The 26,307-nt window shown below is 38.1% G+C and carries 22 protein-coding genes; 12 read left to right on the top strand and 10 right to left on the bottom strand.

From position 1 onward, the window contains the following. Positions 1 to 376 precede the first annotated feature (376 nt). From RYK20_RS02800 to RYK20_RS02785, 4 genes are all read right to left on the bottom strand, one after another. On the bottom strand, positions 377 to 1,840 hold the full coding sequence (locus tag RYK20_RS02800; protein ID WP_314894340.1) for a peptide MFS transporter: 1,464 nt from the start codon (positions 1,838 to 1,840) through the stop codon (positions 377 to 379). Positions 1,841 to 1,858: 18 nt separating this feature from the next. Then, complete coding sequence (locus tag RYK20_RS02795) at positions 1,859 to 4,027, bottom strand: S9 family peptidase (protein ID WP_314894339.1); 2,169 nt, start codon at positions 4,025 to 4,027, stop codon at positions 1,859 to 1,861. 200 nt (positions 4,028 to 4,227) lie between these two features. Beyond that, complete coding sequence (locus tag RYK20_RS02790) at positions 4,228 to 4,461, bottom strand: uracil phosphoribosyltransferase (RefSeq protein ID WP_314894338.1); 234 nt, start codon at positions 4,459 to 4,461, stop codon at positions 4,228 to 4,230. Positions 4,462 to 4,501: 40 nt separating this feature from the next. Continuing rightward, the gene (locus RYK20_RS02785; RefSeq protein WP_314894337.1) at positions 4,502 to 5,425 is read right to left on the bottom strand and encodes an ATP-binding cassette domain-containing protein; all 924 of its coding nucleotides are present in this window, start codon (positions 5,423 to 5,425) and stop codon (positions 4,502 to 4,504) included. A gap of 98 nt (positions 5,426 to 5,523) precedes the next feature. On the opposite strand from RYK20_RS02785, the gene RYK20_RS02780 reads away from it, so the two are divergent. The 10 genes from RYK20_RS02780 to RYK20_RS02735 all read left to right on the top strand — a co-directional run bounded on the left by RYK20_RS02780 (position 5,524) and on the right by RYK20_RS02735 (position 15,943). Continuing rightward, a complete protein-coding gene (locus RYK20_RS02780; protein WP_314894336.1) occupies positions 5,524 to 7,677 on the top strand; it encodes a sulfatase-like hydrolase/transferase in 2,154 nt (717 codons plus the stop codon). A 294-nt stretch (positions 7,678 to 7,971) separates the two neighbouring features. Beyond that, a complete protein-coding gene (locus tag RYK20_RS02775) occupies positions 7,972 to 8,739 on the top strand; it encodes a DUF6261 family protein (RefSeq protein ID WP_314894335.1) in 768 nt (255 codons plus the stop codon). 26 nt (positions 8,740 to 8,765) lie between these two features. Continuing rightward, positions 8,766 to 9,107: a hypothetical protein gene (locus RYK20_RS02770; protein WP_314894334.1), complete on the top strand. Its 342-nt coding sequence runs from the start codon at positions 8,766 to 8,768 to the stop codon at positions 9,105 to 9,107. A gap of 14 nt (positions 9,108 to 9,121) precedes the next feature. After that, the gene (locus RYK20_RS02765; RefSeq protein WP_314894333.1) at positions 9,122 to 9,805 is read left to right on the top strand and encodes a hypothetical protein; all 684 of its coding nucleotides are present in this window, start codon (positions 9,122 to 9,124) and stop codon (positions 9,803 to 9,805) included. Positions 9,806 to 9,887: 82 nt separating this feature from the next. Further along, a complete protein-coding gene (locus RYK20_RS02760; protein ID WP_314894332.1) occupies positions 9,888 to 11,627 on the top strand; it encodes a DNA mismatch repair protein in 1,740 nt (579 codons plus the stop codon). Positions 11,628 to 11,656: 29 nt separating this feature from the next. Continuing rightward, complete coding sequence (locus RYK20_RS02755; RefSeq protein WP_314894331.1) at positions 11,657 to 12,190, top strand: gamma carbonic anhydrase family protein; 534 nt, start codon at positions 11,657 to 11,659, stop codon at positions 12,188 to 12,190. A gap of 82 nt (positions 12,191 to 12,272) precedes the next feature. Next, positions 12,273 to 13,898 (top strand): OstA-like protein, encoded by a 1,626-nt coding sequence (locus RYK20_RS02750; protein ID WP_314894330.1) that lies wholly within the window; start codon positions 12,273 to 12,275, stop codon positions 13,896 to 13,898. Further along, entirely contained in the window at positions 13,898 to 14,413 is a 516-nt protein-coding gene (locus tag RYK20_RS02745) for a hypothetical protein (RefSeq protein WP_314894329.1), read from the top strand. The genes RYK20_RS02750 and RYK20_RS02745 overlap by 1 nt, the downstream gene beginning before the upstream one ends. Before the next feature lie 19 nt (positions 14,414 to 14,432). After that, positions 14,433 to 14,975 (top strand): bifunctional pyr operon transcriptional regulator/uracil phosphoribosyltransferase PyrR, encoded by a 543-nt coding sequence (gene pyrR, locus RYK20_RS02740; RefSeq protein ID WP_314894328.1) that lies wholly within the window; start codon positions 14,433 to 14,435, stop codon positions 14,973 to 14,975. 35 nt (positions 14,976 to 15,010) lie between these two features. After that, the gene (locus tag RYK20_RS02735; protein ID WP_311456321.1) at positions 15,011 to 15,943 is read left to right on the top strand and encodes an aspartate carbamoyltransferase catalytic subunit; all 933 of its coding nucleotides are present in this window, start codon (positions 15,011 to 15,013) and stop codon (positions 15,941 to 15,943) included. 41 nt (positions 15,944 to 15,984) lie between these two features. Here RYK20_RS02735 and dapA read toward each other — a convergent pair whose 3' ends face one another. Further along, positions 15,985 to 16,866: a 4-hydroxy-tetrahydrodipicolinate synthase gene (gene dapA / locus RYK20_RS02730; protein WP_314894327.1), complete on the bottom strand. Its 882-nt coding sequence runs from the start codon at positions 16,864 to 16,866 to the stop codon at positions 15,985 to 15,987. Then, positions 16,863 to 17,375 (bottom strand): hypothetical protein, encoded by a 513-nt coding sequence (locus RYK20_RS02725; protein WP_314894326.1) that lies wholly within the window; start codon positions 17,373 to 17,375, stop codon positions 16,863 to 16,865. Before RYK20_RS02725 ends, dapA begins: the two co-directional genes overlap by 4 nt. A 76-nt stretch (positions 17,376 to 17,451) precedes the next feature. Here RYK20_RS02725 and RYK20_RS02720 point away from each other — a divergent pair, with 76 nt between their 5' ends. Continuing rightward, entirely contained in the window at positions 17,452 to 18,213 is a 762-nt protein-coding gene (locus tag RYK20_RS02720; protein ID WP_314894325.1) for a 5'-nucleotidase C-terminal domain-containing protein, read from the top strand. Position 18,214: 1 nt separating this feature from the next. Further along, complete coding sequence (locus RYK20_RS02715) at positions 18,215 to 19,129, top strand: metallophosphatase (RefSeq protein ID WP_311456326.1); 915 nt, start codon at positions 18,215 to 18,217, stop codon at positions 19,127 to 19,129. Between the two features lie 54 nt (positions 19,130 to 19,183). On the opposite strand, the gene RYK20_RS02710 is transcribed toward RYK20_RS02715, so the two are convergent. From RYK20_RS02710 to RYK20_RS02695, 4 genes are read right to left on the bottom strand one after another with little or no spacing between them, the layout of a single operon-like run. Continuing rightward, on the bottom strand, positions 19,184 to 20,896 hold the full coding sequence (locus tag RYK20_RS02710) for a TonB-dependent receptor (RefSeq protein ID WP_314894324.1): 1,713 nt from the start codon (positions 20,894 to 20,896) through the stop codon (positions 19,184 to 19,186). A 2-nt stretch (positions 20,897 to 20,898) separates the two neighbouring features. Further along, entirely contained in the window at positions 20,899 to 23,886 is a 2,988-nt protein-coding gene (locus RYK20_RS02705; protein WP_314894323.1) for a tetratricopeptide repeat protein, read from the bottom strand. An 11-nt stretch (positions 23,887 to 23,897) separates the two neighbouring features. Beyond that, positions 23,898 to 24,926 (bottom strand): ferredoxin--NADP reductase, encoded by a 1,029-nt coding sequence (locus RYK20_RS02700; RefSeq protein ID WP_311456329.1) that lies wholly within the window; start codon positions 24,924 to 24,926, stop codon positions 23,898 to 23,900. 10 nt (positions 24,927 to 24,936) lie between these two features. Beyond that, entirely contained in the window at positions 24,937 to 26,277 is a 1,341-nt protein-coding gene (locus tag RYK20_RS02695) for a dihydroorotase (RefSeq protein ID WP_314894322.1), read from the bottom strand. Positions 26,278 to 26,307 lie beyond the last annotated feature (30 nt).

Raw genomic sequence — 26,307 nt, 5'->3', positions numbered from 1 at the left:
TTTTAACATATTTTTTCCATTTATGACTGTGCAAAGATACAATAAAAACAAACGATTATACAAATTTTTTATTTTTATAAAACAGTTCTTTTACAGAAAAATATTATATCACACTGTATATCAATTATTTAAACAAACAAAAGTTATTAACAATTGTATTTTTTTAAGAGAATAGTAGTGAAAATTATTACTATATTGAAAGTTCTATTCTTTTAAGATAGCCTTATTTTTAATATAAATTCCCATTAAACTATAATGAATGTTTATTTTATACAATGTGGATTTATCATATTTATATATTATATAGAATAGCAAAGAATGAAAAACAAAGATTTAGAATCCTTATTTTTCATTCTTGGGAAATATTTTTTAATTCTTATCGAATTCCATGCATCATTCTCTCTATTACTTTATTAAGAGAAACCATAAGAATACCCAAAACCATTACAAAGATGGAGATAGAGGCAAATACTGTACTTGCTCCCAATTCCTCTACATAAGAGGAAATCAGTCCTGCAAGAATCAAAGCAAAAGCCGATGCCATAATCCATACTCCCATAAATAAGGACGCAAAACGCGCAGGAGAGAGCTTGGTTACGATAGAGAGTCCTACTACAGAAAGGGAGAGCTCCCCTATAGTATGTAGGAAATACGTAAGAATCATCCAAATTATACTTGCTTTGACCATACCATCAGGATTATCTATGATGCTAAGCCCTCCGCCCCAAGTAGCGCCTCTTTGGAAACCAGCAATGAGCATAAACCAAAAGCCAACACCAAGTATAATCAGTGCGAGTCCCATTTTCAGAGGGGTATTCAGTGCTTGTCCCAATCGAGTATTCCAAAAATAAGCAAATACAGGTGCTAAGATAATGACAAAGAAAGGATTAACCATTTGTAGCCAAGGAGTAGGCACTTCAAATCCGAATACCTTCCTATCTATATATTCGTTAGCATAAAGGTTAAAAGAAGCTCCTGCTTGTTCCATACCTGCAAAAAAGAATACAGCAAAGAAGAAGAAGATAAAAATTACAGCTATACGCTCTTTTTCTTCTCGAGTAAGAGGTCCTTTCACTTCTTCTTTTACAGATTCAACTGCCTTTGTAGCACCTCCTTTAGGTGCTATACCTATATTTCCCAAATATTTATTACTGAAAAACACAAACAAAAGTTGTCCTATAAGAACTCCTACAGCAGCAGCTAAAAAGCCATAACGATAGCCATGAGTGATCTGCTCCACTCCATTAGCATCTTTGAAAGAGGTAGCAAATATATTATCTGCCAAAAGTCCTACAATAAGGGGTGCTATTACTGCGCCTAAGTTGATCCCCATATAGAAAATAGAGAAAGCTGAATCCAATCGCTTATCCCCTGGTTCATACAAATCACCCACTATGGAAGAAATATTAGGCTTAAAGAAACCATTTCCAATAATCAATAAGAAAAGTCCAGTAAAAAGACCTATACGACCTATTAATTGATTAAATTCAATATCTTCAGGCGATAGATTAGGAGCTACAGAGGTAAATAACTCAGGAGCAAAGAGAACAAACTGAGCTACTACCATAATAAACCCTCCTATAACAATGGACTTACGCTGTCCTAAATAGCTATCAGAGAGCCACCCTCCGAAAAGTGGGGTAAAATAACAAAGACCTGTAGCCAAGCCATAGACAATAGTACTAAATCCTTTTTCATAGCCAAGCCCTCCATTGAGCCAAGAGGCTGTTAGGTAGAGAACTAAAATACCACGCATCGCATAGTAACTGAAGCGTTCCCACATCCCTGTAAAAAATACAAGATAGAGCCCCGCTGGATGTCCTTTTTTTTCTGTATTCATTATCTTATCTAAATTAAATTATAAATTATTCAAAACAAAGTTAGTGAGTTTCTCATACAAATGACGGCGAGTGTTTCCTCCATAGATACCATGATTTTTATCTGGGTAAATAGCCCAATCAAAAGTCTTATTATATTGTACTAAGGATTCTATCAAACGCATAGAGTTTTGTACATGCACATTATCATCAGCAGTTCCGTGTACTAAGAGAAATTTTTTGTTTAGGTTTTTGGCATAAGTAAGAGGCGAATTATTATCATAGCCTTCAGGATTCTCTTGAGGTGTTTGCATATAACGTTCTGTATAAACTGTATCATAAAAACGCCAATTAGTCACTGGTGCTACAGCTATTGACATTTTGAACACCTCTCCTCTTAGAATACAGTTTGAAGCCATAAATCCTCCAAAGCTCCATCCCCAAATTCCAATACGGTCTTTATCAATATATTTATAATTACCTACAATAGTGGCAGCTTCTATTTGGTCTTCTAGCTCATACTTACCCAACTGTTTGTAAGTACATTTCTTAAAATCAGCTCCTTTATAGCCTGTACCACGTCCATCTACACAAAGTATAATATATCCTTTCTGTGCAAGCATATGATACCAGAATGTATCAAAACCTGACCAAGTGTTACTTACTTGTTGAGAACCTGGCCCTGAGTACTGACACATAAACAAAGGATATTTCTTATTTTCATCAAAGTTTGCTGGTTTTATCATCCAAGCATTAAGCTTGTTACCATTCTTTGTGGTAAGCTCAAAGAATTCTTTCTTACCTATATGATATTGGCTTACTCGTTGTTCTAGCTCTTTATTATTAAGAATTTCCTTAACTACCTTCCCTGTTTTACTATCATTTAATGTATAAAAATTAGGCTTCTGAGCACTTGAATATTCGTTAATAAACAATGAGAAATCAGGACTAAAAGTAGCTTCATTAGTTCCCTCCTCTGTTGCTAATGCCTTTTTATTCTTTCCTGAAAGAGCTATGCTATAAATTCCTCTATTAATAGAACCTGGTTCTGTAGACTGATAGAAAATTTGCTTAGTTTTAGGGTTATAACCATAATACTCTGTTACTTCCCATTTACCTTGAGTGATTTGCTTAAGAAGCTTTCCGTTTTTATCATAATGATAAAGATGGTTATTTCCATTTTTTTCAGAGGATATAATAAAACTATTATCTTCCAAGAAAGTAAGATCATTGGTAATACTTACATATGCCTTATCTACTTCGTGATATACGGATTTGAATTGTTTTGTAAGAGCATCTACAAAGATAATATTAAAATCATTCTGATGTCTATTGAGTGTTTGAACACTAAGTATATTGGCTTCTTTTGTCCATTGTAGGCGAGGAATGTAATAAGCCTCCAAAGGAATCTGTGTCGCTTTCTGAGCCTTTACATCATAAAGATGGAGACTAACAACCGAATTCTTTTCTCCTGCCTTAGGATATTTGAAAGTATCCTGTGTGGGATAGAGAGAAGTTTTATATATATCCATTGAGAATTCAGGTACTTGACTTTCATCAAAACGGATATAGGCAAGCTGTGTGCCGTCTGCATTCCAATCAAAGGTTCTCACTATAGCAAATTCTTCCTCATACACCCAATCACTAGTCCCATTGATAATTTTATTTTTCTCTCCATCAAAGGTCACTTGTTGTTCTTTTTTAGATTGAGTATCATATATATAGATATTATTTTTATACACATAAGCTACTTTATCTCCTTGAGGTGAGAACAGAGGCTCTTGGATTTTCTTATCTGTAAGCTTTGCTAATTCTTGTTTTTTTAAGTCAAAAACATAAAAATCAGCTGAGAAAGAGTGTCTGAAAATAGCTTCTTTGTTGGTTGCAATCAGGATTTTATCTTCTTGTTTATTGAAAGTATAACTATTAATACGCTTAATTTCAGGGAATTTTTTAGTATCAAAAAGCGTTTTTTCTTTCTCTAAGGTAGCAAAGTTATACAAATCAATTGTATAGTTAAGATTTGTATAATCATAATTAAGCACTGTGTATTCATTCGTATTCTTCAGTGCTGAAAGGTTGGTCATTCCTTTAGGATAGAAAGCATAATCTACCCAAATATCCTCAAGTGTAATAGACTTACCTTGAGCACTCAGATTCAAAGGGATAGCTATCAAAAATAGCCACACATAATAGATTTTAGTTCTCATTTTTAGAATATTTTTTGTAGAATACAATTTTACGTTTTTTTTTCAATATAGCATTGCTTTTTATATTTTTTTTATGGTAAAAAAACAAACAAATTTTATAACCATCTAAAAACCAACGATATACCAAAAACACCTATCTCTTTTAATGAAAAGGCGACTCGATGTGCTACCGAGCCGCCATATCTGTGTAAAAATATTTTTTAATTCTTAAAAAAAGAATGAGAAGTTACATCTGTACGTTCTGTTCCCTCTTTAGCGAATTTTAGCAACTGGCCTACCCAATAAAATAATAGACAGGAAAGAATAACGATCATTATCCACGTAGGGGTGTTGGCTCCCCACCAAGAGGAAAGTTCCAAATTCCTTAGATAATCATAAGGAGCAAAGGCTATTTCCTCAAAAAAATACTTGATTTCTCTGAAAAATGCTGTCATAAGTTGTTGTTTTATCTGGTGCAAATATACAACTTTTTTTCTATTTTTCTACTTTTAGAAAAACTTTTTTTCCTTTTTCTATTTTTTCTGTGGTTTTTATGTAGATAAGTTGCTTATTAACCCGACAGATAACCAAATAATATCCTCCTTGAAAAAAACAACTTTCTACCTCTGCTTGCCAAGGAGATTGAGCTACGATATGTATTTGATGAGGGTAGTACAGGCGTTCTTCTCCTGTTTCTTCTTGTAGTCTATTGACTACATCAAAGAGGGTGGCTATATACTCATTCTGTGAGTAATAAACCCTTTCAGGAGTGTCTATCAGCAATTGCTTGCCGTCCTTTATAATCATAATCCTATCCGAGAACCCAAGTGCCTCTTGGCTCTCGTGAGTGGCTATAAGAGCTGTGATTTTATGCTCCTTAAGGAAAGCAAAAAGATTCTGACGGATGCGATTCTTAAGAAAGCTATCCGTCTGGCTAAAAGGCTCATCCAAGAGCAACACCTCAGGTGCCTGTGCAAGGGTTTGTGCCAAGCCTACACGCTGTTTCTGCCCTCCACTAAGGAAAAGAGGTTTTACTTTAGCATAGTCTTGCATCAGAGTCATCTCCAAAAGCTCAGCTACACGAGCTCGCTTCTTAGGCAAATCCAAGTTAGAAAGGAATTTTCCTACATTTTCCTCCACTGTCATATAAGGCATCAGGCCGAAATCCTGCGCTAAGTACTTCATCTTAGCAAAACCAGGCACCAGATTGTGCGAAGGGCCTAAGACTGCTGTCCCTCTCCAAGAAATCTTACCTTGCTCAAGGTCAAATAAGCCATAGATAGCCTTGAGCAAGGTCGACTTGCCCGAACCACTTGCGCCCACTATGGAGAGTACTTCCCCTGGGGAAAGGGAGAAGTGAATACTGTCAAGTACCTTAGTATCGGTATAAGTATAAGATAGATTTTCAACGATAAGCATCTGCAGACTATTTGGTGGGGCAAAAATAAGAATTATTTCCAAAATGACCGTGCTATCTCATTTGTTTGTTGTATCTTTGCCAAATAAATTATATTTGTATGAATCAGCTTTTGAACAGACTAAAACCTTTCCTTTATGTAGGTGGGTTGTATATTATTATTTCTTTAGTGCTGAGAATCATTTTTATGGGACACCCCATTACCACAACCTCTTTTTCTATATGGCAGGTCTTGGGAATGCTCTTGGTGGGTAGCCTTAACGATGTGTTTATCATCTGCTTAGCCCTTAGTATCTTGGTGCTTTACTTCCTTTTTATCGCCAATGTGAAGTACCAAAAGCCCTATGGCTATATTATCCTTGGGGCAATGCTTTTGCTCTTGGGCTATATACAGTTTGTACCTAATAATATATTCTACCAATATGGAGGTTCGGTAGAGGAAATCGCCTTGTACTTCTTTGGGGCAAAGACCCTTTGCTTTGCTGCGATGCTCTTTGCGGGTAAGTGGTGCAAGCAAGTGCGTAATGTACTCTATTTCATTACTTTATTTATCTATACCTTTGCTATAGTGATGAATGCTGTTAGCGAATATTTCTTCTGGAATGAGTTCGGGATACGGTACAACTTTATAGCGGTGGATTACCTGATCTACACTACGGAGGTTATCGGAAATATTATGGAGAGCTACCCTGTAGTACCGCTCTTCTCAGGAGTATTTGTCGTAGTACTTGCTCTGACTATTTTCCTCTATAAAAAAACAAAATCTACCCTTGAGACCATCCCTAACCTTAAAGAAAAAGGCTTGTTCTTGGGGGGCTATGTGACATTGTTCCTCTTGAGCTTGTGGGCTACCCCTAAGTTTGACGAGATTAAGTCCAACAATGTATTCGTTCAAGAGATACGTGCCAATGGGGTGTATAAGTTCTATTATGCTTTCACCCATAGCGAGTTGGATTTCTTCCAGTTCTACCCTACCCTACCCGAAGAGGAGGCAAGAACCACCTTTTTAAAACATTTTAAGACACTGATGGGAAAGCCCCCTGTACCCAGCTGTGGCGTACGAGACTATATTTCTGTTAAAAAACTCCCTTATTCTGTAGAAGGAGAAGATGACGAACAACATAAGAATGTGGTGCTTATCTCGGTAGAGAGTCTTTCGGCCGAATATATGGCCGCTTATGGCAATACTGAGGGCATCACTCCTTTCCTTGATAGCTTAGCGCAAAAGAGTATTTTCCTGACCAACTTATACGCTACGGGCAACCGTACTGTACGAGGTTTGGAGGCTCTGACCCTTTGTGTGCCTCCTACCCCTGGTGAGAGTATCGTAAAGCGGAAGGATAACAAGGACAAATTCACCACGGGGAGTGTCTTCAAGTCCAAAGGGTATAGTGTCAAATACCTCTATGGGGGGTATAGCTATTTTGACAATATGAAGGACTTCTTCGCAGGCAATGGCTATGATATTGTAGATAGGGACAACTTTACCCCTGAAGAGATTACCTTTGCCAACATCTGGGGGGTAAGTGATGAGGATATGGCGCGCAAAGCCATTAAGGAGATGAATGCCCAAGCAAAAACAGGCAAACCGTTCTTTAACCACTGGATGACCGTGAGCAATCACCGTCCTTTTACCTATCCAGAAGGTCGCATTGATATCCCTGGTACGGCTAAATCGCGCCAAGGTGGGGTAAAATATACTGACTATGCACTCAAGCTGTTCTTTGAGTTGGCTAAAAAAGAGTCGTGGTTTAAGGATACGGTGTTTGTGATTGTTGCCGACCACTGCGCTTCGAGTGCTGGGCGTACCGAATTGCCCTTGGATAGGTATCGTATTCCCTGCCTTATCTATGCTGACTTCTTAAAATCCAAACAGATAGATAAGCTCGCTTCTCAAATAGACGTGATGCCTACCGTAATGGGACTCTTGAACTTTTCTTATAAGAGCAAATTCTTAGGTAAGGATATTTTCAATTGGCTCTATCAACCGCGTGCCTATATAGCTACCTACCGAGAGCTGGGCTACCTTACCCCTGACACTCTTTCCATTATCAAGCCTTTGCGTGAGCAGATACAATATAAAATAGTTCCAGAGGCTGAACAACCTAAGGTAGAGCTTCCTATTTTTTACCAACAGCTCAAAGTAGCTCAACCTGATGGAAAGCTAATGAAAGAATGTATATCCGCTTACGAAACCACCTATTTCCTACTTAAAAACAGAGAGTTGAACGTTAGTAAGCCAAAAAACAAATAATTAGCTTCATAACATCGACTATCAAAAGTTATAAATCTAACTGTTAGTTTTACAGCTTTAGTTGTGGAGAGCTATAAACTCAACTATTAGTTTTATAGGTTTCATTGTACGAAGTACTAAAACTAACTATTAAGCTGATAGCTTCTGAATTATGAAGTAGTAAAACTAACAGTTGTATTAACACCCTTATTTTTGTCGAAGTATAAAAATAAAAAATAGTTACATCTTTTATATATAAAAAGTAATATACATAAATTTACAGAATAACACTTACTTAAAATAAAGTTATAGAATATGGAAAACATTAAAGAAATCAAAGTTGTTAGGCTTGAAAAGCTAAGCATAGGAGAGTACGCTCAGTTCATCAAAGCTACTATTAGTTTGATTGAAAAGACAACCCCAGAGAAAATAGGTGTAAAACCTGAGCTTCTTTCTGGGCTCAAAAAGCAATCTGAGCTACTAACGGAAATTATCGGTCAGAGCTATATAAGCAAAGAGACCAAAGAACTAGCATCGATTGATAAGGAAAGGAGTAAGCTATCTGTATTCCTGCTCTCTTCCTTTAAGGTAGGTCGTAATAATGCTGACCGCACCAAGAAAGAGGCTTCGGTAATTCTTTATGATGTATGTAAGAATTATATAGGAGTGCAGTCCTTGCCTGTGCGTACCAAAACGCAGTTTATCAGTAGTATGATTAACGACCTGAATAAGCCTGAGAATAAAGCGCATATAGATACCTTAGGGCTGTCAGAATCGCTCACCGCATTAGAAAACAATAACAAAGCCTACCAAAACCTATCGGAAGGACGAGCAGAAAGCCAGCTAGCAAACACTTTTGTAAGTTTCAAAGAAGTAAAAAAAGCAACTAATAACTTATATAAGGTACTAACAAAATATGCTTTTGCTACCAACTTGCTTACTCCAACAGAAGAAAGTAAAAGTTTTATCAACTTACTTAACAAACTGATAGAAGACACGCATAACGCTAACAAGCAACGCTTAGCGCAAGCTGTTTTGAGTAAAAAAGGCAATAAGTTAGAAGGGGGCAAAGCAGGTGAATAATCATTCGTGAGATAACCATACATTATATGAGCTTGGAACTGAGTACTTTTATTCCTATCATTAAGGAATTGGTGTATCATATTTCTATTGACGATTACGCCTCTATAGAGCGCAAGGGGCAAAATGGCGATATCCTTGTGGAGGATTTGGCGTATACAATCAATTGGTATCCTTATAAAATAATCCCTTTGCCTGATGAAGCATTTGACTTAGCAGAAAGTTGCTTCATTGAGGAGAAAAAGAGCCTTGATGTATATATTCCCTTCTGGACAAAAGAAGAGGGAAGAAGTGACCTAATACTTGCGCTTTCCTGCTATATGAACGATGGGGTCAAGGAAGTTATTATCTATGATGTATTTGTCCCCTAATAAAACCCTTATCTATGATTGATGTAGAATCCTTTATAAAAGAAGTGCTTGAAAAGAAAATCCCCGAAGAGAACCTGAGGTTTTTCGGGGAGGATAACCAGGGCGTAGTGGTGGATTTCGAAACCGAAACGCACCTGAAAAGGTTCACCGTGTGGAGGAATTACCTGCGTTGTGATTACGAAGCCTTGTGTATAGCTACTGATGAGCTAAGCGTTTATGAGAGTAAAGAGTTTGATAATGTGAGCCAGCTCATAAGTATCTTCAACAAATTCTATCATACCGCCTACTCTGAGATAGATACATTCATCAACCAACTTTATGAAGATTACCGAGCACGCCTAATAGATAGAGAAGAAATAGCAAATATCATAAAAGAAGACTATTGTAGTAAGTACAAAGGGGATAATTATCCGTATGAAAAATATCTTTCGCTCCTTTGGAAAGAAAAATATCTAAACGAAAAGGATATAGACCTATTAGACCTTTGTTTACTTTACCAATATATAGATAATGAGGTAGATATATTAGGGTATTTGGTAACAGGTCACGAAGGATGTACCTATGAAGAATTTGAAGCGAAAGGTACCCTTGAAGCGCTAAAGCCCAAAATACAAGCCTTTGTAAACCGGTGCTATGAGCGCTATGAGGAGGTGATGCAAGTATATTTAGAAGCTCCAGAAAGATTTAAGACAAAATAAAAGGAGTAACAGATAGCCTACAAATAACAATAGTATAAAAAAACAAGATTGATTCAACCTTAATATATTAATAGCCCAAGATATGATACCTACGTATAATGAAAGCTTAGCTTCAGCCCAAAAAGAATATAATAGCCTTAATGCCCAATACAATCGTATGGGGCTGTTACGACTTCTTGTGATGGGGGGTATCATAGCTTTGGTATATTACCTTATTCAGGAACCGTCCCTTATAATGGCTGTAGCTTCTCTGCTTGCTATTGTTTTATTTCTTCTGCTGGTGGTAAGGCATAAAAAAATAAGCACTCTCAGGGCTATTGCCAAAGCAAAGATACGCATTAATGAGCAAGAAATAGACTTCCTGACGCATCACACCTTTTTTGCTGACAACGGCAAAGCCTTTGAGGAAGATAACCACCCTTACGCCTATGATTTGGATATACTTGGTGAGCGCTCACTCTATCAGTATATTAATCGTACTCATACCTTCTTAGGCAGAAAGCTCTTAGCTGAGCGTTTGCTTCACCCCTCTACCGATAAAATTACACAGACTCAAGCCCAAATCCAAGCCCTTACTCCTGACCTAGATTGGAGACAAACCTTTATGGCATACGCCCAACAAATCGACGACAGTGAGGATTTCTATACTAAGCTACGCCAATGGGCAAACGCACCCGCAAAAAGGCTTAGTAAGCTTACCCGTGTGTTCATTATCCTATCACCTATCTTGCTTGTCATAAGCGTTTTGTTAGGTTATGTAGGGAACTATGAGGGTGCTACGGTACTTGCTAAATTGCTAATCTCTGTGCATTTGGTGGTCTTTTTTACCTTTATGAATCGTATCTCTCAAGAAAAACTAGGTTTTGAGCGCACTTATGCCATCTTGTATGCTTTCAAAGAGTGCATTGCACAGGTAGAGAGGCGATTTCCTGATAAAAATAAGCAAGCGAGTAGCCATATATCCCAGCTTTCCCGCCTGTTAGATGATTTGGACAGTGTCGCGAATATCCTCGTGTCTATCCCCTTAAATGTACTTACCTTCTATCACCTCCACCGATATGGTAGCCTACTTCAGTGGAAAGCCCTTCACGGAGGAGAAGTTACTCAATGGTTAGAGTCTGTCGCTGACACTGAGGTGCTTTGTAGCTTTGCTAACTTTAGTTATAACCACCCTGAATTTGCCTATCCTACACTCAACCAAGAGTATAAGGTTACCTTTGAGAGCGTAGGTCACCCGCTTATCCGTAAAGAAGAGCGCATTACCAATGATATAGCCCTCAGTGAGCAGGCTTTTGTTCTACTTACAGGCTCCAATATGTCTGGGAAAAGTACTTTTTTGCGTACCTTAGGGGTCAATATGCTACTTACTTTAGTAGGTTTGCCTGTATGTGCGCGTAAGGCAGTAGTACACCCATTACGTTTGTTGGCTTCTATGCGCTTATCAGACTCCCTAAGTGATGGTAAGTCGTACTTCTTTGCTGAAATCAACCGTATTCAACAAATCGTGGATACCCTACAACGTGAGCGCTGTTTTGTCCTCCTCGATGAAGTGCTCAGAGGTACGAACTCCGAAGACAAGCAACACGGAACTATTAAAATCATCGAGAAGCTACTTTCGCTCAAAGCTTTAGGGGTGCTCGCTACTCACGATATCGAAGTGTGTAACCTAACAAATCATTATCCTGAGCTCTTGCAAAACAAATGCTTTGAGTCTGAAATCAGTAAAGGGGAACTCACCTTCGATTACAAGCTACGAGATGGAATATGCAAGAACAAAAACGCAACTTTCCTAATGAAAAAATTAGGTATTATAGAGGAATAATATATCGTAACTAACAAACATAATAGCATATGCCTATCATAAGAGAACTTAGGGGGAAAGCCCCTATTATAGGAAAAAACGTATTTATAGCCGAGACTGCCGTCCTCATTGGGGAGGTGAGCCTTGGTGAGGACTGTAGTATATGGTACAACGCTGTCCTTCGGGGCGATGTGAATGCTATTGTCATTGGCAACAAGGTAAATATACAGGACAATGTGATGGTACATTGTACCTATCAAAAAACCTCTACCACTATCGGCAACAATGTCTCTATAGGGCATAATGCCATCATACACGGATGTACCCTTAAGGACAATGTACTTATCGGTATGGGAGCCATCGTCTTGGATGGGTGTATAGTGGAGAGTAACTCCATCGTGGCAGCAGGTGCCGTAGTTACCAAAGGTACTCATATAGGCACAGGCGAAGTATGGGCAGGGGTACCCGCCAAAAAAATTAAGGATATCTCTCCCGAACTCACCGAAGGAGAAATAAACCGTATCGCTAATGCTTATGTAAAGTATGCCCAGTGGTACCAAGAGAGTAGCAATAGCGAGGAATAACGAAGAAAAGAGGAAAAAAAATATTATTAATCAGCAAAAATAATTATCTTTGCAAAAAATTCCTATAAGCATATCATTACTTATGCGTAAATTATATTTTTTCCTTATCCTCTTATTTTTTTTGTTGTCAGGAGGGAATGTACTAGGTCAAGCCAAACAGCAGATAGAGATTGTCTATGCAGGAACACTCACTATTGATAATGTGAAATATCCTGGGGCTACAATTTTTAATTCTGATAATGACCGAAAAGTACAGTTCCGCCACCAAGGAATGGATATTTGGTGCGAAGTAGCTGTTTTATACCAAAAAACCAACCAAGTGAAAGCCTTTGGAGATGTTTTTATCCAACAAGGAGACTCCCTGAAGATGAATAGCAACTATATAGAATATAATGGAGATACCAAAGTGGCTTTGGCAAGGGAAAATGTACAGCTTCGCAATGAAAAAATGACCCTCGAGACCCAAGAACTCTTCTTTGATCGCAATAAACAGGAGGCTTACTACCTGAACTATGGAAAAATAAGTGATGAGGAGAATGTACTCACCAGCCGAGAAGGACGCTACTATGTTACTCCCAAAAAGAGCCAATTCACTTCACAGGTAAAAATTACCAATGCTGACTTCGAGGTTAATTCCCTTACCTTGGATTACTATCACACTACGGGGCATATCTATATGTTTGGTCCTACAACCGTTACAGGTAAGGACTATATCGCTTATGGAGAAAAAGGATTCTATGATTCCAAGCGAGAACAGGGTTATTTTATGGACAAAGCTCGGATAGATTATGACCATAAAATCCTTACAGGTGATAGCCTCTACTTCGACAAATTCAAGAATTTTGCTTCGGCTACCAATCATATTATTATCCGAGATACAATTAATAAAACCCTCGTCAAAGGGCATTATGGAGAGGTACATAAGGCAAAAGATTCTATGTATATCACCAAAAGAGCACTGGTAATTAGCGAAGTAGAAAAGGGGAAAGATTCTATCTACATTCACGCCAAGCGAATTATGGTAACCGGAAAGGTGGGACAGCGGGTAATTCGTGCTTATCCTAATGCTCGTATATACAAAACAGATATTCAAGGCAAGTGTGATTCTATCCACTCCGAACAATCTACAGGGCTTACACAGCTTATCGGGAAGCCCATTGTATGGAGTGGCAAGAGCCAAATGACAGGAGACCACATCCATTTACTCGCTAATGCGCAAACTGAAAAACTGGATTCCCTAAAGGTATTTGATAATGCTTTTTTAATCGAAAAGGACTCCCTTGGTACAGGCTACAACCAAGTGAAAGGGAAAACCCTAAAGGGAAAATTTCTTGAGAACAAGCTTAATAATGTGAATCTGTATCAGAATACAGAAGTTATCTACTATGCTTATAATGACCAGCAAGAGCTTGTAGGAATTAATAAGTCCAAGTGTAGTCGTATTCGTTTAAATTTTGATACCAACCAGCAAATAGAAGAAGTGATCTTCTATACCGATGTGGAAGGAGGCATCTATCCTGAGAATAAGATTAGTAAGCAGGAAGTGCGCTTTCCCAACTTTAATTGGCGTGGCGAGGAGATGCTCTCCCGTAAGGAAGACATCTTTCCTGAAGAAGAAAAAGAGATTGCCCCTACCCCTATTCGAGGCATAAAAAGTGAAGAAACAGACCTTATCGAAGAAAAAATACAGTCTAAAGGAGAACACTAATGGCTTTACTAGGAAAATATTTATCTTTCTTATGGAAATCGACCTCCGAGCACGGGGTTCACTCTCCTTTTGTTTACAATTTAGTTACTCAATGCTTCTATAATTCTCAAAAAAAACCATCTAAGAACTACCCAAAAGGCATTTCTGAGAAAAAAGGGCAGTTTATTCTACGTTTATTAGCATATTTTAATCCTAAAAGTATAAAAATATACAGTGAACAGGAGGATTTTTCTATTTTTTTCCCTAAACCACTTACTGATAACACCCCTAATGGGAAGAAAGATATGCTCTTTATACATCATATAAGTGATTTTCCTTCCCCTGAGGAACTCACCGCTCAGATGCATAACGACAGTGTATTAGTATGGGTAAGTCCTCATTCACCAGAGAATGAGCCCACGGTAAAAAAACTTACTGAAAACAAAAAATTCAGTGTCATCATAGATACTTTTTCTTTTGCTCTATTCTTTATCAGGAAAGAACAATCAAGAGAAGTATTTTTTATAAGAACATAACAGCTTAAAATCATATCTTATGGAGGGAAAACAATTATTAAACACCAATGAACTGCACGTTATTCTTCACCGTTTAGCGTGCCAGCTAATAGAGAATCATACAGACTTCTCTGAAGCTGTTCTCATTGGATTACAGCCACGAGGCATATTCCTAGCACAACGCTTGGTACATATGCTTTCTCAGGAGTACAATGTAAAAGGAATCCAGTGTGGAGCACTGGATATCACTTTCTTCCGTGATGATTTCCGTAGAGGAGAAAAGCCCTTAGTTGCCAATACGACCGATATTCCTTTCCTTGTGGAAGATAAGAAAGTTGTCTTCATAGATGATGTTCTTTACACCGGAAGAAGTATTCGTGCAGCTCTTACCGCTTTACAATCTTTTGGACGCCCAACCAAAGTAGAACTCTTAGTACTAATAGACCGTCGCTTCAGTAGAGACCTCCCTATCCAACCCGATTATATAGGAAAAGCGGTGGATGCTATCAATAAAGAACGAGTAGTTGTTCATTGGGCTGATCAAGACGGTGAAGATGCTGTATATCTGATAGAGAAGAAATAAATTATAAGCCTACTAATCACTGAAATATTACACCTATGAGCCAGTTAAGCGTCAATCATTTATTAGGAATCAAATACATCACCCCTGAGGATATAGAACTGATATTCACCACAGCTGATCAGTTCAAGGAAGTGATTAATCGCCCTATCAAGAAGGTGCCTTCCCTTCGAGATATTACCATTGCTAATCTATTTTTTGAGAATAGTACGCGTACTCGCCTGTCCTTTGAGTTAGCGGAAAAACGTCTTTCAGCAGATGTGATTAATTTCTCCGCAGCACAGTCTTCTGTTAAAAAAGGAGAAACACTCATTGATACCGTCAATAACATCCTTGCTATGAAAGTGGATATGGTTGTGATGCGCCATCCCAATCCAGGAGCAGGAGTTTTCCTTTCTCAACACGTGAAAGTACCCATTGTGAATGCAGGTGATGGTGCTCACGAACACCCCACTCAAGCCCTTCTGGACTCCTATTCTATTCGTGAGCGATTGGGAAGTGTTGCAGGGAAGAAAGTAGTGATTGTAGGGGATATTCTTCATTCCAGAGTAGCCCTATCAAATATCTTTGCCCTACATAAGCAAGGTGCAGAGGTCGCCGTTTGTGGACCTCGTACGCTTATCCCCAAATATATACACGAGCTTGGTGTAAAAGTAGAAACCGACCTCAGAAAAGCCTTGGCTTGGTGCGATGTGGCTAATATGCTACGCATTCAGAACGAACGCTTGGATATTCCTTATTTTCCTTCTACAAGAGAATATGTACAACAATATGGGCTTACCCAACAAATACTTGATGAATTAGATAAGGAAATCATTATTATGCACCCAGGTCCTATTAACCGAGGAGTAGAAATCACTAGCGAAGTAGCTGATGGCAAACAGTCTATTATTCTTGATCAGGTAGAGAATGGAGTGGCTATCCGTATGGCTGTAATTTATTTGCTAGCTTCACAAATAAAAATGCAATGAGTGTAATTCTCATTGCATTTTTACAGTTGTTTTTTTATTTATTATTTCATCTTAGCTAGAAAAGTCCTAAGAGCCTCTTTTAAGCCTTCTGAGGCATTACATAAGGGCAATCGTACTTGTGAGCTTTCTATTATTCCCATAATAGAAAGGAGCGACTTAATCCCTACAGGATTCCCTTCTTTGAAGATAAGCTCCATTGCTTCCAATAACTGGTAATGAATAGCGTTAGCTCGTTGATTCTGTTGCTCTAGAGCTGCATTAATCATTTCGGTATATAGCTTAGGAAAAGCTTGCCCAAGAACAGAGATTGTGCCATCTCCTCCTAATAAAGTGGTAGGAAGAGCAGTAGGATCATCCCCTGAGATGACCAGAAAGCCTTCTGGCCTACCTTGTAACAAATGCATTACTTGCATTATATTCCCAGAGGCTTCCTTAATTCCTATAATATTAGGCACTTCTCTAGCTAATCGCAAAGTAGTCTGATACTCAATATTACTTCCTGTACGAGAAGGAACATTATATAGCAGGATAGGAAGTTCAGTAGCATGAGCTATCGCCTTATAATGCTGATAGATTCCCTCCTGAGTAGGCTTATTATAATAAGGAGACACGGAAAGGATTGCCTGATAGTCTTCTGTGCTTACCTCTCTTATTTGTTCAATGATTGCTTGGGTATTATTTCCTCCTACACCTAACACCATAGGTAATCGTCCTGCATTGGCACGCTTTACTGTTTGCTTAACGAGCTCTTTCTCTTGGAAAGTTAATGTAGGAGTTTCAGCTGTGGTTCCTAATACCACCAGATAATCAATTCCATTCTCTATCTGGAAATGGACTAATTGCTCAAGGGCTTGCACATCTACAGAGGTATCTGACCTGAAAGGTGTAATTAGTGCTACGCCCGTTCCTTGTAATTTTTTCATTCTATAGTTTTTATTATTTTTTTTGCCTCTTGGATAAAAGTTATTCCATCATTCAGGGGTGCTTGTATGATAATATCATTATATACAAGATCAATCCCTGCAAGTCCTATCCGTAACTTAGCTTTTACTCCTGAAGAAAGTAAAAGCAAGGGTAGCTTGGGGGTTGAGAAACAATTAATAAGCAAATCATACTCCAGTTCCCATAAGCGATCAGCGTGATAATTACGAATATTTCCCGAATAATTAATATCCTTCCAAGAAAAAAGAGGTATTCCTTCTATTTGAATATCGGAGCCCTTATCCTGATATCCCAGAATTACATAATTTTCAGAATTTATTCCGTAGCTTTTTATAAAATCTTTTAAGAAATCTACCTTTGAAATTTCTTCTATATCCACAATACATCCTACACGCTGTACCTGTAACTTCTTTCCATTGAGGTTGGTAGCCTGTTTCTTAAGGTTCTTGCGTATGCGACGAGATATGGCTATATTCTTAAATATTTTCAAAATAATTTTTATAAAGAATTCTCTGCAAATGTAATAAATATTTATTAATTTTGCGCCCTGAAACTAAAACATTTTTATGAAAAAATTTTTTGGAGGGATGTTTCTACTGTTTTTAGCATTATCCTCTTGCAAATCAAAAAGTTATTTCACTCATACCATTCAAGGAGAACAGCTTGAGATTACCAAAGAAACTCAAGAAGATGAGGTTATTATGGACTATCTATCGCCTTTCCGTTACCACTTGAACAAATATCTGGATAAGGTACTTGCCTATAATAAGGAAACGATGATTAAGGAAATTTCCGCCCTGAATATGCCTATAGGAAATTTTATGGCTGATGCTATCTATGAGGAAGCAGACCCTTATTTCCTAAAAATCCGTAAGCGACATATTGACTTTGCTATGTTCAATTGGGGAGGAATCCGCACAGAAATTCCTAAAGGAGAGGTAACCACGCGTATGATATACCAAATTATGCCTTTTGAGAACCAACTCGTAGTGGTAGAACTCACTGGAGATACCCTATATGAGCTTGCCAAATACCTTATAGACACCAAGTACCCCCATCCTATCTCCAAGCAAGTAGAACTCACTATTGATAAAAAGGGAGAAATTATAAGTTTTTTGGTAAATAAAAAACCTGTACAGCGCAAAAAACGCTATTTCGTATGTACTTATGATTATCTCTATAATGGAGGTGATAGAATGAACTTCTTCTCAAAAGGATTAAGCTCTACCTATATCAATTACGAATGTAGGGATGCCCTACTGAACTATTTAAAGAAAGTAGATACTCTAGATTTCAGAACAGACCACCGATTCACACTCAAAGAATAAGATGAAAAGACGTAACTTTGTTAAGAATATAAGTGCTGGAGCACTCCTAATAGGATTAGGAGGTACTTCTTTTGCTTATGACAAGAAAAACCCTCTGAAGAATCATAAGAAGCACATTACGATTCTCCATACTAATGATACTCACAGCCATATAGACCCTCTGCCTATTGATGATCCTCATTATCCTGATAAGGGAGGGGTGGCTAGGCGTGCTGTTCTGATCGAACAAGTACGTAAGGAGAACCCCAATACCTTGCTTTTTGATGCTGGGGATATCTTTCAAGGAACACCTTATTTTAACTATTATGGAGGAGAGCTGGAATTCCGACTGATGTCTATGCTTAAGTATGATGCTGCTACTTTAGGGAACCATGACTTCGATAATGGAATGGAAGGACTTTTAGCAAAACTTCCTTTTGCTAAATTTGATTTTATTTGCTCTAATTATGATTTCAAAAATACCATTCTTGAGGGAAAAACACTCCCTTACAAAGTTTTCGTGGTAGATGGAGTACGTATAGGTGTTTATGGAGTAGGAGTAGAACTTAAAGGACTTGTTACCAAGGAACTTTATGGAGAGACCAAATACCTTGACCCTATAGAAATTGCTATAGATATGGAAACTCGATTACGTAAAACAGAGAAATGTGATATTATCATCTGCCTCTCTCATATTGGCTACAAGTATCGTACCGACAAAGTATGTGACCTGCAACTGGCTGAAAGAACCTATGACACAGACCTTATCATAGGAGGGCATACTCATACTTTCCTCAGTGAGCCTGTCATTGTTAAGAATAAAAGTAGGCGTGAAATCCTTGTCAATCAGGTTGGGTGTTATGGAATTAACCTCGGTCGTATAGATTTCTATCTAGATGATAAAATCACCGCCAGTGGTACTCGCATTCTTGTATAGAAAGCTTTTAACAAATAAAATAAGAGGCTATCCTTTTCAGATAGCCTCTTTTATTTATTTCACATTAAATCGATATTTGAGTCCTCCTAACACTTGAAACCCTTGTACAGGATAGTTTGTCCAGCGTTCATAGTGTTTTCCTGTAACATTATTAAAGTTTACAAAAACCGTCCAACGCTTAAGGAATGTGTAATCGGTAGAAAAATTCAAATCGAAAAAGCCCTTGAGAGTTACTTCCTCCTTAGGAGATGTTGCCAAAGTATGCTTAAGGTCTTTGCGCTCACCCACATAAAAAAGTGTAGTTCCTATATTCCAATTAGGAATCAGCTGGTAATAAGCAGTGAGTCCTGTAGTAAAAGAAGGAATATTCCAAGGCTGTTCTGCATTCTTATCCATAGAAAAATCCATTGCTTGCAAAGAAAAATCCAATGTAAATTGGTCTGATATTTTTCCTAACAAATTTGCTTGAATTCCATACCGCATAACATCCTGATAAAGAAGCTTATATGTATTATCATACTGATAGGTCTTGTATTGAGTAAGAGAAAGTTTCTCATTTGCTTGGAAAAGAGGAAGCCCTTCTACACGATCATAGAATACATTTACATCATAGGAAAATCCTTGTGTAAGAGCTCCTTTGATTCCTAAGAAAATATGATAAGGAGTATAGGTAGGCTGTATGTTCTGATTAGGAGACAGATAAGGGTTTTCTAGTGTCTTTTCTCGGTAGGTAACCTGCTTAAGGTCTCCTGTAATTCCTCCATAGATAATAAGTCCATCACCTAAAGCATCATAAGCAAGTTCAAGATCTGGGAAGAGCTTAAAAGCTCCAGAACCTGCACTATTTTGTTTCAAATAATAAGCTCCCAGTCCTAACCTTCCTGAGAAAAGTTCATTAGAAAACTGATATGCTGGTTTTATCCCTAATAAAGCAACTTTATAGTCTATCTTGTCTGATACTGAGAACCCATTAGCAAAAGAGCCTTGTAGGTAATCCAAGTCCAGACGTGCTTTGACTGCTTGCTGTTCATTGAAGTTCCAAAGGAAAGAAGGCTTCAATTGCAAGTGTGTTTCTCCACTGCTGAAATCATCTTTTATTCCTTGCACAGAAAAATCAGCTCCCTTAAAGATACTATTATTCAAGGAAAAATAAGCCGAAAGCCCTCCACTAAGATAATTCTGTTTTAATGAATTTTCAATAGACAAAAAGCTTTTATCCTCTACTCCATACCAATGTAGAAAACGATGGTTAATTCCTGCTATAGCTCCTAATTGATATTGTGAATTTCCATATCGATAAGCTGCTTGAGCTTGTGTATTAGCAAAATCGGTATCCAAAGGAACTTCCTTAATCTTCCCTTGAGATGAATGATGCTGGAGATCCACCGAAAAATCTGAGGAGGCACTTAAAGGAACTGCTACAAAGGCATCTGCTAAAAATGATGTATAGTTTCCTGCTCCAAGAGCCAAATAAGAATGATAGAGAGTATCACGTTGTTGAGCTGTATTCACTCGTACTGCCTTCCCTTTCTCTGGAACAAAGGTAGAAGCAACAGGAACAGAATGAATCGTATAGGTAATTTTTTTCTTAGTGATTGTTACAGAATCCTTCTTAGGTGTTTCCTCTACAGATTTTTGCACATCGGCAATAGTAGGAGTATAAGGCTTCACAATATCCACCGAAATAGTTCCTAGCTTATCATTCTGTGCATAAGTAGCAGAAATACAGAAAAAAAAGGATAAGGAGAGTATATAGGTTCTTTTCATTTCTATTTAGAATTTTTATTTTCTTGAGATTTTATCTGAGTTAAGGTTTCTTTAGCTTGTGCTACAACTTCTGGATAGTCTTTGAAGTTCTCCACAACACTATTAAGAATATAATTCGCTTGATAGAGGTCTTTAAGCCCATAAAAATTCTTAGCCATTACTACCAATCCCTTAGCTGAGAATTCCTTATACCCACCATATTCTTTAGCCAATTTTTGAATCACTTCATTGGATTTTTTGTATTGTCCTGCTTTATTTTTAAAATAAGCTTCATAGTAAAGTGTCTCAGCCATTAGAGCGTCAGTAGCTGTTTTCTTCAGGAGAGCATATTGCTTCTCAGCTTCTGCTTCATTCCCTGTAGCAATATAGGCTCGGGCTATCATCACTTGAGCATCACTCTTGAGGCGATTATCTATGTTCTTTTCTGTTAATAGTTTTTTAGCATAGGTAATCACTTGAGGATATTGCTTTTCCTGATGATAAATCTTCATCAGGTTAGAGCGAGCAAATATTGTATTCTGGGGTACAGAAGTCGTATTTTCTATTTCCTGTAAGAGGGGAAGTACCTTTTGATTCTCTCCTTTTTCAAGATAAATGTTACTAAGCCTTACTAATACTTGTTCAGCATATTCATTACGAGGGTCTTGTAAGATTTTTTCATAGAGAGGGCGAGCTTTTGCTTTTTCATTTCCTTCATAATAAAGCTGAGCAAGATAGAATCGAGCTTGAGGAAGATTGATTCCTTGAGGATATTCCTTGAGGTATTTCTCAAGAGCCACTTTGGCTTCAGCTTGCTGGTGTTGTAAGTACTTTCGCTCAGCAGCTTCAAAAGCAGCTGTTTCTAGTTCATTATCAGAAACATTTACATAGCCTAATTTCTTAGCCCAAGAGGCGTATTCTTCCACCTTACCCATCTCTACATAGATATTCTTAGCTGTACTCACCGCTTGCAGGGCTTCAGGTGTATTAGGAAATTTTTCAGTTACTTTCTTAAGAAGATCAAGAGCTTTCTGGTTTTGGTTTTTATTATAGAACATCAGCCCTTCTCTAAGCATTGCTCGAGCAGTATAAGTCCCTTCCTTATATTGTGTTTGTAATTGCTGATACAAAGAAGTAGCCTTTTCTGTATTTCCTTGACTTACATAGGTATTTGCTAATTCATAAATTGCATCCTGACGAAGATTGGATTCAGGATAATTTTTGATAAAAGCAGTGAGTTCTTCTATTTTCTTGGGTACTCTATCCACAATACCATAGCTGATAGCTTTCTGAAAAGAAGCGTAGTCCATTTGCCCTTGATGGAGGGTTACTACCCTATCATAAGCCTCAAGGGCAGGCCAATACTTACCTGTAGCAAAATAGCTATCAGCCTGCCTTAGGTATGCATCTGTAAGGCGAGGCTGAGGTGGGTCCATTGCTATATATTTGGTGAAGTTCTCTGCTGCCAAAGCATATTCTTTTTGGTTAAAAAGTGTATATCCCAATCCATAATAAGCATTGGCATACTCTGGCACTGTTTTCTTATCCATCTTTAAGAAATCTTGGAAATCTTTTTGTGCTTCTTTATAGTGATGTAGCTGATAATGAGTTTCTGCAGCCCAATAAGTAGCTCGTGCTTTAAGAAGAGCATCTGACTTCTCTTGAGCTTTTTGAAAATAGGTAAGTGCCTCTTGGAACAAGCCATCACTATAAAGTTGTAAAGCATAAAAGAAGGCAACTTTCTGATAAGTCTTATCATCAGCTGAGGAGTTTTTGTCTAGCAAGGTGATGGCTTCACGGAAGTTTCCCGAAGTGATATATGAATCAACCAAAAGCTCTCGAAGTTCTTGGGTATGATCTCCTGGGTAAGTATCCAGATAGGATTGTATAACAGCAGGGGTCGATTCATAGGCATTCCCTATCTCATAGCTTAGGCGGGCATAATTCAGATGAGCATCTTTCTTAATCTGATCAGAAAAATCCATCTGAGAAGCATTACGAAAAGCATTGAGAGCTTGTTGCTTTTGGTCGGTCTTAAGGTAGCACTCTGCCAGATGATAATAAGCGTTCTGTGCAACCTGATTTTTACCATCAATAATTTGATTAAATTGTCCTATCGCCTTAAGGTAATCTCCTTGTTTATAGTAAGCATAACCTAAGTAATAGAGGTCAGTATTGGTATATTTACCATCTTTTCCCTTATAAGCTTCTAAGTAAGGAATTGCCTTATCATAAGCTTTAAGGTTAAAATAACTCTCTCCTATAATTTTATTAATCTCGGAACGATACTGTGGTTGAGTTGCCTTCTTCAACTGAGCAAGCCCTTCCTCCAAGGATTTTTGGAAATTTCCTTGTTTGAAGTTCATATCGGCTTGATAGTAAGATAGGTTTTTGTTTAATTCTTTCTCCTCCCCTACTTGCTGAAAGAATTCATTAGCTTTTTGATAATCATCGGCATCATAGGCAATATAGCCTAGGTAATAAGCAGCTTTCTTTCCATAAGTTTTAGAATGTTGTACCTCTGAGAGATACTGTTGAGCGGTTTCTTTATCCCCATGAGCAAAGAGCGCATAGCCATATTGAAAGGAGAATTTTTCTTTTTCAGAAGCAGAAAGAGCCCCTATATTCACCTTATCATACCAAGCAATGGCACGCTTAGTATCTCCTTTGGTGAAGTAATAATCGCCTATCTGCAGATAAGCATTGGTAGCATAAGGAGATGCAGGATATTCCTTAAGGTATTGCTCCATCTGGTCATTAGCTCCTGTCTGTCCTAAATGAATTGCAGCTGAAGCAATATAATACTTACATGCTTCTTGAGTAGAGGCGTCGGATACCTGTTGGAGCTGTTGAAGAAGAAGATACTGAGAAGCCTTATACTGCTTTTGATGATACAGGTTAATGGCTTTCTCTAAGGAAGCATTAGGATGTGTATAGTAGGCTGTACGCTGAGCAAATACAGCGCAAGGAGCTATGATACACGCTATTTGAAAAATTTTTCTATAAGTCATCAATCTATTTTTTAATAATCAAATTCTAGGGTAAGTTCCTGAGAGGTAGGGTGTGATTGGCAAGTGAGTATCAAGCCCTTAGCAACTTCTTCCTCTGAGAGAACCTGATTTTTATCCATATCTGCCCCTCCTTGGGTTACTTTACCTATACAGCTACTACATACTCCCGAAAGACAAGAATAAGAGACCTCTAACCCTTGCTTGAGTAGCTCACTAAGGATATCTTTTTTGCGTTCAATAGTAAAGACTCGTTCCTGTCCATTGAGGCGAACTGTAATGTCTGTTGTTCCCTTATATTCTTTTTTTGGGGTATTCTCTGTAGCAAAGAGCTCTGTATGAATTTTTTTCTTATCATAGCTCAAAAGAAGTTCTTGCTTCACACTAGCAACCATCTGTTCGGGACCACAGATATAGAAACGCCCAAAATCAATGGAGGCATATTGGCTCTTAAGCAAATGATGTACCATTGCGGGGTCTATCCTACCAAATAAAGCTCCTTTCTCGTGAGATTTACTATAGACATATTGTACAAATAAGCGATCTGGATATTGCTCACGAAGAGCTTCTATCTCAGAAAGAAACATTGCTGTCTGAGGGCTTTTATTCCCATATAGCAAAAGAATCTTCGAGGTGTTTTTCTGTAGAGCTACCCTGATGATACTTAGCATAGGAGTAATGCCACTCCCTGCTGCAAAAAGTGCCAGATCCTCAGGGGAAATCTCTGGAATATAAGCAAATTTTCCTTCTGGAGGAAATACCTCTAGTATATCACCAGCCTGTAACTCTTGGCAAGCATAAGTAGAGAACTTTCCTTGTGGTAACTGCTTAATAGCCACACTCAGTTCCTCTTCATATGGAGAAGAACAAATAGAATAAGCCCTACGTACAGACTCGTTATTGAGTGTCTGTTGCAGTGTAATATACTGCCCTGCAAAAAAATCAAAGGCTATTTTCTTATCTTGAGGAATAATGAAAGAAATTTTGACTGCTTCAGGGGTTATCCTCTCTACCTGTGAAACAGCTAAAGAAATTGATTTCAAGAATTATCTATTAAATATTATTAAAAATTACTCTCTTACCTTTAGTTTCGGTAAAGAGCTTTCCGTGGTCATATACCAAATGACCATTGACAAATGTATATATTACTTGATGGTCAAATACGGTTCCTTCAAAGGGAGACCAGCCACATTTGTAAAGGATATTCTCAGAAGATACCTGCCAAGGTGTATGTTCCCTTACACAAGCAATATCAGCAAAATATCCCTCTCTGAGGAAGCCTCTTTCGGCAACTCTAAAGAGAATAGCTGGGTTATGACACATCTTCTCTACAAGGCGTTCCACTGGAATATTCCTCTGCTTGAACATTGCCAGAGCGGCTACCAATGCGTGCTGTACAAGTGGCCCTCCTGAAGGTGTCTTGAGGTAATCTGTTTGGCGTTTTTCTTCTAGGGTATGAGGGGCGTGGTCTGTAGCTATAACATCTATACGGTTTTCCAAGAGAGCTTTCCAGATACCCTCACGGTCTGCTTGGGTTTTTACTGCTGGATTCCACTTGATAAAAGCCCCTTTTCTAGCATAATCTTCATCTGAAAACCATAGATGATGAATGCACGCCTCTGCGGTAATTCTTTTCTCTGCCAAAGGAATATTTGGGTCAAAAAGAGCTGTCTCTCGTTCTGTAGAGAGATGGAAGATGTGCAACCTAGCGCCTGCCTGCTTAGCCAATGCTATGGCTCGTGAAGAAGAAAGGTAACAAGCTTCTGCACTACGAATGAGAGGGTGTATATGCATAGGAATCTCATTACCATACTTTTGCAAATAGTGAGCTAAGTTCTCGCGAATCGTTTGCTCATCCTCACAGTGAGTAGCTATCACTGTAGAGACATTTCTAAAAATCTGTTCCAATGTATGCTCATCATCCACTAGCATATTCCCTGTGGAAGAGCCTAGAAAGAGCTTCACTCCTACTGTATTCTGTGGATTGATACGCTTAAGTTCCTCTAGATTATCATTCGTTCCCCCTAAGAAAAAAGAATAGTTGGCTAGCGAATGACTCGCTGCAAGGGCAAACTTGTCTTCCAAGAGGGAGATAGTGGTAGTCTGTGGTAGTGTATTGGGTTGTTCAAAAAAGGTAGTGGTCCCCCCTGCTACAGCGGCAGCACTTTCAGTAGCTATAGTTGCCTTATGGGTAAGCCCTGGCTCTCGGAAATGTACTTGATCATCAATCACACCAGGCATTACTAAGGCTCCCTCAAGGTCTATTACACGAGAAGCCTCACTAGCTGATATATCTGATGCTATCTTAGCAATACGTTCATTCTCAATTAACAAGTCTCCTTCCATCACTTTATGATCAGAAATGAGTTTGCCATTTTTTAAGAGTATTTTCATTGTTGCTTTTTTGGATAATTCAGGAGGCAA

Source organism: uncultured Capnocytophaga sp., from assembly GCF_963525585.1.
Classification (GTDB): Bacteria; Bacteroidota; Bacteroidia; order Flavobacteriales; family Flavobacteriaceae; genus Capnocytophaga.
The sequence above is the reverse complement of the archived record's forward strand: the minus strand, read 5'-3'. Positions and strand labels throughout refer to the sequence as shown.

What these genes read in the sequence shown, in the direction of transcription:
- RYK20_RS02800 (WP_314894340.1), bottom strand. Translation starts at nt 1,840, where the DNA reads ATGAATACAGAAAAAAAAGGACATCCAGCGGGGCTCTATCTTGTATTT.
- RYK20_RS02795 (WP_314894339.1), bottom strand. Translation starts at nt 4,027, where the DNA reads ATGAGAACTAAAATCTATTATGTGTGGCTATTTTTGATAGCTATCCCT.
- RYK20_RS02790 (WP_314894338.1), bottom strand. Translation starts at nt 4,461, where the DNA reads ATGACAGCATTTTTCAGAGAAATCAAGTATTTTTTTGAGGAAATAGCC.
- RYK20_RS02785 (WP_314894337.1), bottom strand. Translation starts at nt 5,425, where the DNA reads ATGCTTATCGTTGAAAATCTATCTTATACTTATACCGATACTAAGGTA.
- RYK20_RS02780 (WP_314894336.1), top strand. Translation starts at nt 5,524, where the DNA reads ATGAATCAGCTTTTGAACAGACTAAAACCTTTCCTTTATGTAGGTGGG.
- RYK20_RS02775 (WP_314894335.1), top strand. Translation starts at nt 7,972, where the DNA reads ATGGAAAACATTAAAGAAATCAAAGTTGTTAGGCTTGAAAAGCTAAGC.
- RYK20_RS02770 (WP_314894334.1), top strand. Translation starts at nt 8,766, where the DNA reads ATGAGCTTGGAACTGAGTACTTTTATTCCTATCATTAAGGAATTGGTG.
- RYK20_RS02765 (WP_314894333.1), top strand. Translation starts at nt 9,122, where the DNA reads ATGATTGATGTAGAATCCTTTATAAAAGAAGTGCTTGAAAAGAAAATC.
- RYK20_RS02760 (WP_314894332.1), top strand. Translation starts at nt 9,888, where the DNA reads ATGATACCTACGTATAATGAAAGCTTAGCTTCAGCCCAAAAAGAATAT.
- RYK20_RS02755 (WP_314894331.1), top strand. Translation starts at nt 11,657, where the DNA reads ATGCCTATCATAAGAGAACTTAGGGGGAAAGCCCCTATTATAGGAAAA.
- RYK20_RS02750 (WP_314894330.1), top strand. Translation starts at nt 12,273, where the DNA reads ATGCGTAAATTATATTTTTTCCTTATCCTCTTATTTTTTTTGTTGTCA.
- RYK20_RS02745 (WP_314894329.1), top strand. Translation starts at nt 13,898, where the DNA reads ATGGCTTTACTAGGAAAATATTTATCTTTCTTATGGAAATCGACCTCC.
- pyrR (WP_314894328.1), top strand. Translation starts at nt 14,433, where the DNA reads ATGGAGGGAAAACAATTATTAAACACCAATGAACTGCACGTTATTCTT.
- RYK20_RS02735 (WP_311456321.1), top strand. Translation starts at nt 15,011, where the DNA reads ATGAGCCAGTTAAGCGTCAATCATTTATTAGGAATCAAATACATCACC.
- dapA (WP_314894327.1), bottom strand. Translation starts at nt 16,866, where the DNA reads ATGAAAAAATTACAAGGAACGGGCGTAGCACTAATTACACCTTTCAGG.
- RYK20_RS02720 (WP_314894325.1), top strand. Translation starts at nt 17,452, where the DNA reads ATGAAAAAATTTTTTGGAGGGATGTTTCTACTGTTTTTAGCATTATCC.
- RYK20_RS02715 (WP_311456326.1), top strand. Translation starts at nt 18,215, where the DNA reads ATGAAAAGACGTAACTTTGTTAAGAATATAAGTGCTGGAGCACTCCTA.
- RYK20_RS02710 (WP_314894324.1), bottom strand. Translation starts at nt 20,896, where the DNA reads ATGAAAAGAACCTATATACTCTCCTTATCCTTTTTTTTCTGTATTTCT.
- RYK20_RS02705 (WP_314894323.1), bottom strand. Translation starts at nt 23,886, where the DNA reads ATGACTTATAGAAAAATTTTTCAAATAGCGTGTATCATAGCTCCTTGC.
- RYK20_RS02695 (WP_314894322.1), bottom strand. Translation starts at nt 26,277, where the DNA reads ATGAAAATACTCTTAAAAAATGGCAAACTCATTTCTGATCATAAAGTG.